This window comes from Pseudonocardia sp. ICBG601, from assembly GCF_020496245.1.
In genome coordinates this window covers 1-9,247 of the sequence record NZ_JAHLJA010000272.1, presented here as the reverse complement: position 1 = coordinate 9,247, position 9,247 = coordinate 1, and the positions used below count along the sequence as shown (strand labels likewise).

The window sequence follows — 9,247 nt, the reverse complement described above, 5'->3', positions numbered from 1 at the left end:
GACCGTGCTGGACGCCCTGGTGCTGGCGACGGCGTGGCGGACCCCGGTCGACGCGACGACCCCCGGCGCCGGCCTGCGCGGCTGGCTCGGCCCCGACGTGGACGCGGCCACCGTCGCCGAGGGACTCACCGCGCTGCGCGACCGCGCGCTGGCCTGGGGCCCGGACGACGCGGTGTCGCTGGTCCCCGCGGCCGCCGACGTCGTCGGGCCGTGGCCCGCCGGGCTCGGCGCCCCCGCCACCGGTCCGGCCGCGAGCTCCGAGCTCGACACCCTGCTCGCCGGGGTGGGCGGACGAGCGCAAGGTCCTCGACGTCCTCTCCCAGGGCCCGCCGGTCGGCCGCTCCCGCAACGCGAACGGCTCAGCCGGACCGGTCGGGTCGCTCCTCGACAAGGGGCTGCTCGTGCGCCGCGACGCCGACACCGTCGAGCTGCCCCGCCAGGTCGCGCTGGCCCTGCGCGGCGACCGTCCGATGGGGCCGCTGGACCTGTCCCGGCCGGACGTCCCGCTGCGCGCCAGGGAGACCTCGGTGGTCGACGGCACCGGTGCCGGGGCCGCACTGGAGTTCCTGCGCCGCACCGACCTGCTCCTGGAGTGGCTGGCGCGGGAGTCGGTGCCGGTGCTGCGGTCGGGCGGGTTCGGCGTCCGCGAGCTCAAGCGGGCGGCGAAGGCGGCCGACACCGACGAGCCGACCGCGGCGCTGATCCTGGAGGTCCTGTACGCCGCGGACCTCGTCGGGGCGACCGAGTCGGTGACCCCGGAGTGGCTGCCGACCACCACCTGGGACGTCTGGGGCACCGGCCCGGAGGAGTCCCGCTGGGCGGTGCTGGCCCAGGCCTGGCTGGAGCTGCCGCGGCTGCCCGGGCTGGTGGGGCGCCGCGACGAGACCGGCAAGCCGATCACCGCCCTGTCCGACGGGCCGCGCCGGCCCCCCGCCGCGCGGGACCGCCGTCGCGTCCTGGACGCGCTCGCCGATCTCGCACCCGGCACCTCGGTCGGGTCACCGGAGGACCTGGCGCGGCTGCTGGCCTGGCACGCCCCGCGCCGCGGCGGCCGGCTGCGCGACGAGACGGTCGGCTGGACCGTCGCCGAGGCCACCGCGATCGGCGTGGTCGCCCTCGACGCGCTCACCACGGCCGGACGGGTTCTGCTCGACCCGGCCCTGCGCCCGGACCGGCGCACCCCACCCGGCACCCCACCGAGCTGGCCGCCGCACTGCACGCGGCGCTGCCCGCCCCGGTGGAGGAGATCCTGCTGCAGGCCGACCTGACCGCCGTCGCACCCGGGCGGCTGTCGGCGGACCTCGCGCACGAGCTCGCGATCCTGGCCGAGGTCGAGTCCGCGGGCGGCGCCACGGTGTACCGCTTCACCGAGCGCAGCCTGCGCCGGGCACTGGACACCGGCCGCACCGCCGACGACGTCCGCGCGATCCTCGAGGCCCGCTCCCGCACCCCGGTCCCGCAGACCCTGACCTATCTGGTGGACGACGTCGCCCGCCGGCACGGCAGGCTGCGCGGTGGGGCGGTCAGCTGCTTCCTGCGCTCGGACGACGAGGTGCTCCTGTCCGAGGTGCTCGCGCACTCCGCGGCCGAGGAGCTGGGGCTGCGCCGGATCGCCCCGACCGTCATGGTCAGCTCGCTGCCGTTGGCCGAGGTGCTCGACGGGCTGCGGGCCGCCGGGTTCAGCCCGGCCGCCGAGGACGCGGGCGGTGCCGTCGTCGACCTCGGGCCGAAGGGGCGGCGCACAGAGCCGCGGCTGCGGCGCGGCACCCGCGACGCCGGCCGGGTCGTCGACCGGTCCCCGACGAACCGGGCCGAGGAGCTGGTCGAGCGACTGCGGGCGGGGGACCGCCTGGCCGGGGTGCGCGACAGCGTCGCCGGGCGGCGTGAGCTCACCGGCGCGACCGGGAACCTGGCGTCGTTGCAGGAGGCCGTGCGCGAGGGCCGGACCGTGTGGATCGGCTACGTCGACGCCCACGGGGTCGCCGGGGACCGGGTGCTCGCGCCGGTCTCGGTCGGCGGCGGCTACGTCGAGGGCCGCGACGCGCTCGACGGCGAGCTGCGCCGGATCCAGCTGCACCGCATCACCTCGATCGCCCCGGTCGACGCCGGAGCGGAGCAGCCGGCCGGGCGCGACCAGGCCCGGGGGTGAACGGATCCCCTCGCGGGAGGGACGCGCTACCGCGGCGGCGCCGGCACGGGATGTGCCGGCGCCGCCGTCGGGTACGGGTCAGCGGGCGCCGGCGGCCATCCGCTGGTGCATCGCGTGCTGCACCAGCGCGATCAGGGTCTCCTTGGTCGACTGCCGGTGCCGGGCGTCGCACACGACCATCGGGACGGCCGGGTCGATCGACATCGCCTCGCGCACGTCGTCGAGGCTGTGCTGCAGCTGCCCGTCGAAGGCGTTGACACCCACGACGTAGGGCAGTCCGCGGTCCTCGAAGAAGTCGATCGCGGCGAAGGAGTCGGCCAGGCGCCGGGTGTCGACGAGGACGACGGCGCCGATCGCGCCGCGGACCAGGTCGTCCCACATGAACCAGAACCGCTGCTGGCCGGGCGTGCCGAACAGGTAGAGCACCAGGTCGGCGTCCAGCGAGACACGACCGAAGTCCATCGCGACGGTCGTCGACCGCTTGTTGGGGGTGGCGGAGAGGTCGTCGTGCGACGCACTCGCCTCGGTCATCACCGCCTCCGTGGTCAGCGGCATGATCTCCGAGACCGACCCGACGAAGGTGGTCTTCCCGACGCCGAACCCACCGGCCACCACGATCTTGGCCGACATCGTCGCGGCACGGGCCATCCCGGCCGCGGGCTGGGGCGGCTGTGGCCTAGAGCCGACGGAGTCCACTCAACACCCTTTCCATCAGCGCGAGGTCCGGCGCGTTGCCGGGGGTGCTCGCGGTCTGGTGAACGGTCACCGTGCCGTTCGAGGCCATGTCCCCGAGCAGCACCCGGGCCACGCCCAGGGGAGCGACAACAGCGCCGCGACCTCGGCCACCGAGCGGGTCTGCTCGAGCAGCAGGTCGGCGACGGAGCGGTGCTCCATCGGCAGCCGTTCCAGCTGGCTGCGGGCCCGGTTGCTGACCGAGACCAGGGTCTCGATGGCCAGCTCGTAGCCCGACTTGGTCCGTCCCCGCGTCCAGGCGTAGGGCCGGACGAAGGCGGCACCACCCGCGGACGGGGGCACCGGCGGCGGCGCTGCCACTGGGTCGTACGTGGGGTTCTGCCCCGTGTTCTGGGCCGGTTGCGGCGCCGGCGGTCCGGTCGGTCACCGCCCCGCTGGGCTCCACCGCTCGGGCCGGGGTGGGCGGCAGCCCGTAGGCCGCCGACCCGCCGATGGGGCCGGTCACCTCGCCCGGGTTCGGCGGCGGGACCCGGCGCGCGGGGGCGGCACCCTCCGGCTCGACGTCGTCCTCCGGACGGTTGCGCCCCCATCGGCGCTTCTTGGGCGTGCGCTTGGAGTCCAGGCTGAACCCGTTCATGACGTCGGCGAACGTCGGCTCGGGGCCGTGTCCGCCCGGGTCCTGGGTCATCGGATCTCACCCGCTCTGGTCGATCCTCGGATGGGGTGCATGACGGTAACGCGTCCTCGGGTCCGGAGTCGTGGCCTCAGGGCCCGAACGAGCCCTGCAGCTCGGCGCGCAGCTCCGGGGTGAGCAGCTGGCCGACCCGGTCGACCAGCAGCGTCATCTCGTAGCCGACGAGGCCGATGTCGCAGCTCGGCGAGGCGAGCACGGCCAGGCAGGACCCGTCGCTGATCGACATCAGCAGCACGATCCCGCGGTCCATCTCGACGACGGTCTGCACGACACCACCGGCGTCGAAGCAGCGCGCGGCGCCCTGGGTCAGGCTGACCAGACCGGATGCGACGGCGGCGAGCTGGTCGGCCCGGTCGCGCGGCAGCCGGTCGGAGGCGGTCAGCAGCAGTCCGTCGGTCGACACCACGATGGCGTGCGCGACACCCGGGACGCGCTCCGCGAAGTTGGTGACCAGCCAGCCGAAACGGCTCTGGCTCGGCTGTGCCTGCGGTGCCCTCACTGGTTCTCCTCGGGGTCGGACGAGTTCGGTCGGTCCGCGGCGGGCTCGGGGGTGCCGGTCGCGGTGGTGTCCTGCGGGGCCCGGGGCCCTGCCGGTCGTGCTGGTCCTGCCGGTCGTGCTGGTCCTGCGGGTCGTGCTGGTCCTGCGGATCGGAGTCGCCGTCGACCGTCTCGGTCGTGCCGGCGAGTGCGTTGCGACGGACACCGGAAGCGCTCTCCCGGCCCTGACGCACGCCCTGCTGGTAGCGGGCGAGACGGCCACGGACGCTCTCGGCGTCCCTCGGCTCCGCCGGAGCGGGGCTGAGCACGGTCGATCCTGCCGCACTGCCCGGGAGCAGTCGCGCCCGCGGGCGTCGCTTGGGCAGTCCGGCGGTCGTCAGCTCGTCACCGGCGGTCTCCGAGTCGTCGCCGTCGGTGGCCTCGCGGGCCTGCCGCCAGACGTCGTCGGCGGGGGAGGCGAAGGCCGCCGGGGGCGCCGGGGCGTCGGCCGTGGCAGGGGCCGGGGCACCGGCCGGGGCGCCACCGTTCGGGCCGGCGGCGTCCTGCCAGCGGACCGGCACCGACCGGTTCGAGCGGAACCAGGCCGAGGCGATGTCGTCGAAGATCGGGGTGGTCTGACCCATGTCGAACCCGGTCTGGGCCCGGGCCGACTCGACCGCCCCGGGGCGCCGGAGCTGACCCCGATCGCCCTCGACGGCCACCTTCGGCGCGAACAGCTCGTCCTGCGAGGAGCCGGCGGAGGCCGCGGCGAGGCTCGCCGGACCGCCGGCCCGGCCACCCTCGCGCTTCGGCAGCGGTGCGGGCTCCTGCCGACCCGTCGCCGGCTGGACCTGCTGACCCGGACGCGCCTGCTGCTGGACCGGCTGAGCCTGCTGGGGTGCGGGCTGCTGCGGGCCGCGGGCCGGTGCCGGGGGCGGGCCCTGGCGGCCCGGACCGCGGGTGGGCAGCGCCGGCCCGGCGCCGCGGACCGGCATGACCGGGCGGCGCGACGGCGAGGGGCGGGTCCCGTTGGTGCGGGCCGGGAGCGGTCCGCCCATGGGTGTGCGGCCGGACGTGCGGACCGTCGGGAATCCGGCGGTCTCGGGGTCGCTGCGCGTCGGGGCGGTGTCCCCGGTCCTGCCGTCGCCGGTGTCGCCGTCCCCGGTGCTGCTGTCCCGGTGCCGCTGTCTCCGGCCCCGGTGCTCCGGGCGGCGCCGTCCTCGGCTGCGGTGTCCGCGGGGCGGGCGCCGTCGGCACCGGTCCCGGGAGTGTCCGTCGAGCCGGCGGCACCGGTGGCGGCGTCGGCGTCGTCCTCGGCGAGGTCGGGCCCGGTGTGGCCCGCCTCGACCTCGGCGACCCCGGAGGCGTCGGCGTGGTCGGTGTCGCCGGACGGCGCGCTCACCTCGGTGTCGGCCGCGTCCTCGGTGCGGGCAGTGTCCGCGGCGCCGGCCTTGTCGTGGCGTCACCGTCGGTCGGTGCCGGGGGCGTCCGCGCGGTCGGCGGGGGCCGGGGGGAACGGCGCGATGCCGTTCGTGCGGGCCGCGACCGGGGTCTCCTGCGGGGTGGTCCCGTCGGTGGAGTCCTCGGCGGCGCCGTCGGTGTCCCGGTCGGCGACCGTGCCGGTGATCCGGTGGTCCGGGGTCCCGTCGGTGCCCGGGGCGGCACGGTCCTGATCGGCACTGTCCTGACCGGCCCCGTCCCGGTCGTCGGATCCGGCGTCGGTCGCCTCGGAGCGCTCGTCGTCGGCCGGGGCCTGCCGGTGGTCCTCGGGACCGTCACCGATCGCCCGGTCCAGGACGACGGTGTCGTCCATGTCGCGGTCACCGCGGGCCCGGGCCGCGGCGGCCGCCGCAGCGGCACCCGCCAGTCCGAGTGCGGCCGCCGCGACGGGGCAGCGGTGCCGCCGGAGCGGTCCGCCTCGGTGCCGGTGCTGTCGGCGTTGTCGGTGCTGTCGGCCGGGGCCGTGGTCGACTCGGTGCCCTCGGTGCCGTCCTCGGTGTCGGCGAGGGCCTCGGCGCCGGGGCCGGCGTCGCCGGACGGGCGGTCGTCGGCGCCGTACGGCGCGGGGCCGGTGCCCCGGAACGCCTCGGCGCCGCGCGGGGAGTCGCCGTCGGCGGGACCGGGGCTTGCCTCGTCGGCCGGGGTGAAGACGTCGGCCGGGGTACGCGCGTCGCGCCCCCCGTCCTGCGACGGCGCGAAGGCCGACAGACCCTGCGGGGCGGACTCGTTCAGGGTCGGGGCCGGTCCGTCGGCGGTCTGCCCACCGGCGTCGCCGGGGGCCGCGTTCTTCGTCAGCGACGACCCCGGACGGCGAGTCGGCAGGCTCGAGCCCGAGCCGTTGCGCGGCGTCGTGGACGAGGACGCACCGGCCTCGAAGGTCGGGGTCATCGGGCCGTCGGAGCCCGCGACCATCGACGGCAGCGAACCACCGCGACCGTTCCCGTTCACCGCGGTCGGGGCGGCCGACGGGGGCCCGTCGGGCGCTCCGCCACCGGTCAGCGCCGGGGCGGGCACCTGCGGGGCGTGCTGGTCGCCACCCTGGGGCGGCACGCCGCCCCAGCCGCCCGGATCGCCGTCGCGGCGCTGCTCGGGCAGCTGCGCCGAGGGCACCAGCTGCGGCGGCACGGTCACCGAGGCGCTCAGCCCACCGGAGCCGCCGCCGACGGCGGCCGAGGCGAGCCGGACGCCGACGCGGTGCCGGGCGGCCAGCCGGCCGACCACGAACAGGCCCATCCGCCGCGACGCCGACACGTCGACCTCGGCCGGGCCGGACAGACGCTGGTTGGCGTCGACCAGCTCGGAGTCGGTCATGCCGACGCCGCGGTCGGAGATCTCGATCAGCAGCGACTCGTCGGCGGTGCGGGTCGTCGTCATGACGACCTGCGAGTCCGGCGGCGAGAAGTTCGTCGCGTTGTCCAGCAGCTCGGCCAGCAGGTGCACGAGGTCGTTCGCGGCACGACCGGCGATCGTCGCGTTCGGCGGGGTCTGCACGACGACCCGCTGGTACTGCTCGACCTCCGACACTGCGGCCCGCAGGACATCGACGACCTGCACCGGCGCCACGTTCCGCTTCGCCAGGTCGGTGCCCGCGAGGACCAGCAGGTTCTCGCTGTTGCGGCGCATACGGGTCGCGAGGTGGTCCAGCTGGAACAGGTTCGACAGCTGGTCCGGGTCCTGCTCGTTGCTCTCCAGCTGCTCGATCAGCTGCAGCTGGCGCTCGACCAGCGCCTGCGAGCGGCGGGAGAGGTTGACGAACATCGAGTTGACGTTCTGCTGCAGCGCGGCCTGGTCGGCGGCGAGGCGGATGGCCTGGCCGTGCACGGCGTCGAAGGCCCGCGCCACCTGGCCGATCTCGTCGCGGCTGTCCAGCGGGACCGGCTCGACGAGCGCGTTCGGTGCCTGACCGGAGCGCATGCTCTGCACCGCCGCGGGCAGCTTCTGCTCCGCGACCTCGAGCGCCGAGCTGCGCAGCAGGCGCAGCGAACGGACCATCTGCCGGGCCCAGCAGCAGGATGATGCCCGCGGTCAGCAGGATCGTGAGCATCAACAGCACGGAGTTGAGGCCCGCGGTGTTGCCCGCCTGCTCGGCGGCCCTGGCCCGGCCGTCGACGAACGCCTGCTGGGCGGCCGCCGTGGACTGGTCGACCGCGGCGACCGAGCGGTCGACGGCGGTGTTCCACGCGTTCGGGTCCACCGGCGGTGCGACGCCCGGCGGGACCGACAGCGCCTGGTCGCGCAGGGCGTTGCGCTCGGCGTTCGCCTGGCCCGCGGCGAAGTTCCCGAAGGACTGGGCCTGCTCCGGCGTCAGCGAGGACTGGAAGTCACCGGCCGCGGCCTGGAACGAGGCCTCGGCACCGGTGGCCTGTGCGCGCTGCTGCTCCTCCAGCGTCCCCGCGGCGAGCGCGCCACCGATCACGGTGCGCTCGAGCTGCAGGGCCTCGCGGGCGCTCGCCCCGGCGGCGATCGCCGTGGTCAGACCCGCGGTGTCGGCGGTCTGCAGCCGCCCCACCAGGGCCCGGTCGAGTCCCAGCGTGCGCTGGACGACCGCGGTGTAGCGGCCGGTGAGGTCGGCGGCCGGGGTCGGGCCCTCGGCGACCTGCGACCGGATGACCGGGAGCTGGCCCAGCGTGGTGTCCGCCTGCCGGCGGGCCGTGGCCAGGTCGGGGGCCTGCTGCTCGGCGGTGTCGAGCCCTGCCGTCGTGGCCTGCAGCGCCTGGTCGGTCGTGGCGTGGCGCGCGTTCGACGACGGCCCGGTCACCGAGCCGGTTGCCCGCCACGAAGCGGACCGCGGCGTCGCGCTCGTTCTGCAGCGCGCCGGTCAGCGTCTCGATCTGGCGGTGCACGTCGACCAGTCCGCTGCCGCGGCTGAGCTCCTCGGCCACGTTGGCCTGGTCGACGACGCGGATGGCGCCGATGGACAGGGCGAGGACCGTGGGGACCAGGCCGACGACCGCCAGCTTGGCGACCAGGCTCCAGTTCCGCGGGTCGAGTCGCTCCGACCACGTGCTCGGGCGTTCCGTGCTGGTCACGGTGGTCACGGCGAGATCTCCCTGTCGGTCTCCGGTCCGGGGACGGGCGGCGCGGCGGGCACGAGGTCGGGGAGCATCAGCTGGTCCGGTGCGCCTTTCGGGGTCACGACGGGACCGCTCGACCGCATCGCGACCGACACGGGGCGGCGGTTGCCGCGTCCCGGGGGAGTCGGACGGATAGGATCGTGTCGGGTCCCGTCTGTGCGTGACGGACGGCTGCCGAGTCTAGCCCCCGGAACCCTCGTCTCCCGAGTGGCGTATGGCCGGTTGCTCCGTCGTCACGTGACGTGACACACGTCGACCGTTCGTCTCCGCTCGGCGTCCGGCGGACCCGCCCCGCCCGTTCTCCGGCCTCGAGAGGATTCGTTCCGTGACCGACGGCCCCCTGATCGTGCAGTCCGACAAGACGCTGTTGCTCGAGGTCGACCACCCCGACTCCGCGGCGGCCCGTGCGGCCATCGCGCCCTTCGCCGAGCTGGAGCGGGCACCCGAGCACGTCCACACCTACCGCGTCACCCCGTTGGCCCTGTGGAAACGCGCGTTGCCGCCGGGCACGACGCCGAGCAGGTCGTCGACGCGCTGGTCCGCTGGCCCGCTACCCGGTCCCCCAGCCGCTGCTGGTCGACGTCGTCGACACGATGGGGGCGCTACGGGCGGCTGCAGCTGTCCAAACCACCCGCGCGCACGGCCTGGTCCTCACCGCGC

At 76.0% G+C, this 9,247-nt stretch carries 7 protein-coding genes and 3 pseudogenes; 4 read left to right on the top strand and 6 right to left on the bottom strand.

The window, feature by feature from the left end; genetic code table 11:
• The coding region (locus KPL57_RS65025) for a hypothetical protein (RefSeq protein ID WP_374204003.1) at positions 1-301 on the bottom strand (301 nt) is incomplete at its 3' end.
• Between the two features lie 100 nt (positions 302-401).
• Here KPL57_RS65025 and KPL57_RS65020 point away from each other — a divergent pair.
• Together KPL57_RS65020 and KPL57_RS65015 are read left to right on the top strand one after the other, a co-directional pair.
• Entirely contained in the window at positions 402-1,268 is an 867-nt protein-coding gene (locus tag KPL57_RS65020) for a hypothetical protein (protein ID WP_226359434.1), read from the top strand.
• Positions 1,238-2,149, top strand: coding sequence for a helicase-associated domain-containing protein (locus KPL57_RS65015; protein WP_226359433.1), 912 nt, complete (start codon positions 1,238-1,240; stop codon positions 2,147-2,149). Before KPL57_RS65020 ends, KPL57_RS65015 begins: the two co-directional genes overlap by 31 nt.
• Before the next feature lie 78 nt (positions 2,150-2,227).
• On the opposite strand, the gene KPL57_RS65010 is transcribed toward KPL57_RS65015, so the two are convergent.
• The 3 genes and pseudogenes from KPL57_RS65010 to KPL57_RS65000 all read right to left on the bottom strand — a co-directional run bounded on the left by KPL57_RS65010 (position 2,228) and on the right by KPL57_RS65000 (position 4,035).
• Positions 2,228-2,797: an ATP/GTP-binding protein gene (locus KPL57_RS65010; protein ID WP_086002304.1), complete on the bottom strand. Its 570-nt coding sequence runs from the start codon at positions 2,795-2,797 to the stop codon at positions 2,228-2,230.
• A gap of 28 nt (positions 2,798-2,825) precedes the next feature.
• Positions 2,826-3,184 (bottom strand): annotated as a pseudogene (locus KPL57_RS65005) (DUF742 domain-containing protein).
• A 422-nt stretch (positions 3,185-3,606) separates the two neighbouring features.
• Positions 3,607-4,035: a roadblock/LC7 domain-containing protein gene (locus KPL57_RS65000; RefSeq protein WP_020623626.1), complete on the bottom strand. Its 429-nt coding sequence runs from the start codon at positions 4,033-4,035 to the stop codon at positions 3,607-3,609.
• Positions 4,036-4,391: 356 nt separating this feature from the next.
• Here KPL57_RS65000 and KPL57_RS64995 point away from each other — a divergent pair, with 356 nt between their 5' ends.
• Positions 4,392-4,652: a hypothetical protein gene (locus KPL57_RS64995; protein WP_226359432.1), complete on the top strand. Its 261-nt coding sequence runs from the start codon at positions 4,392-4,394 to the stop codon at positions 4,650-4,652.
• A 759-nt stretch (positions 4,653-5,411) separates the two neighbouring features.
• On the opposite strand, the gene KPL57_RS64990 is transcribed toward KPL57_RS64995, so the two are convergent.
• Positions 5,412-7,505 (bottom strand): ATP-binding protein, encoded by a 2,094-nt coding sequence (locus KPL57_RS64990; RefSeq protein WP_226359431.1) that lies wholly within the window; start codon positions 7,503-7,505, stop codon positions 5,412-5,414.
• A gap of 205 nt (positions 7,506-7,710) precedes the next feature.
• Positions 7,711-8,271, bottom strand: a pseudogene (locus KPL57_RS73805) (nitrate- and nitrite sensing domain-containing protein); the annotation flags it as partial.
• 641 nt (positions 8,272-8,912) lie between these two features.
• Here KPL57_RS73805 and KPL57_RS64980 point away from each other — a divergent pair.
• A pseudogene (locus KPL57_RS64980) lies at positions 8,913-9,247 on the top strand (helicase-associated domain-containing protein); the annotation flags it as partial.

Coding starts and splice junctions, on each gene's coding strand:
- KPL57_RS65010 (WP_086002304.1), bottom strand. CDS start 2,797: ATGGCCCGTGCCGCGACGATGTCGGCCAAGATCGTGGTGGCCGGTGGG.
- KPL57_RS64990 (WP_226359431.1), bottom strand. CDS start 7,505: ATGGTCCGTTCGCTGCGCCTGCTGCGCAGCTCGGCGCTCGAGGTCGCG.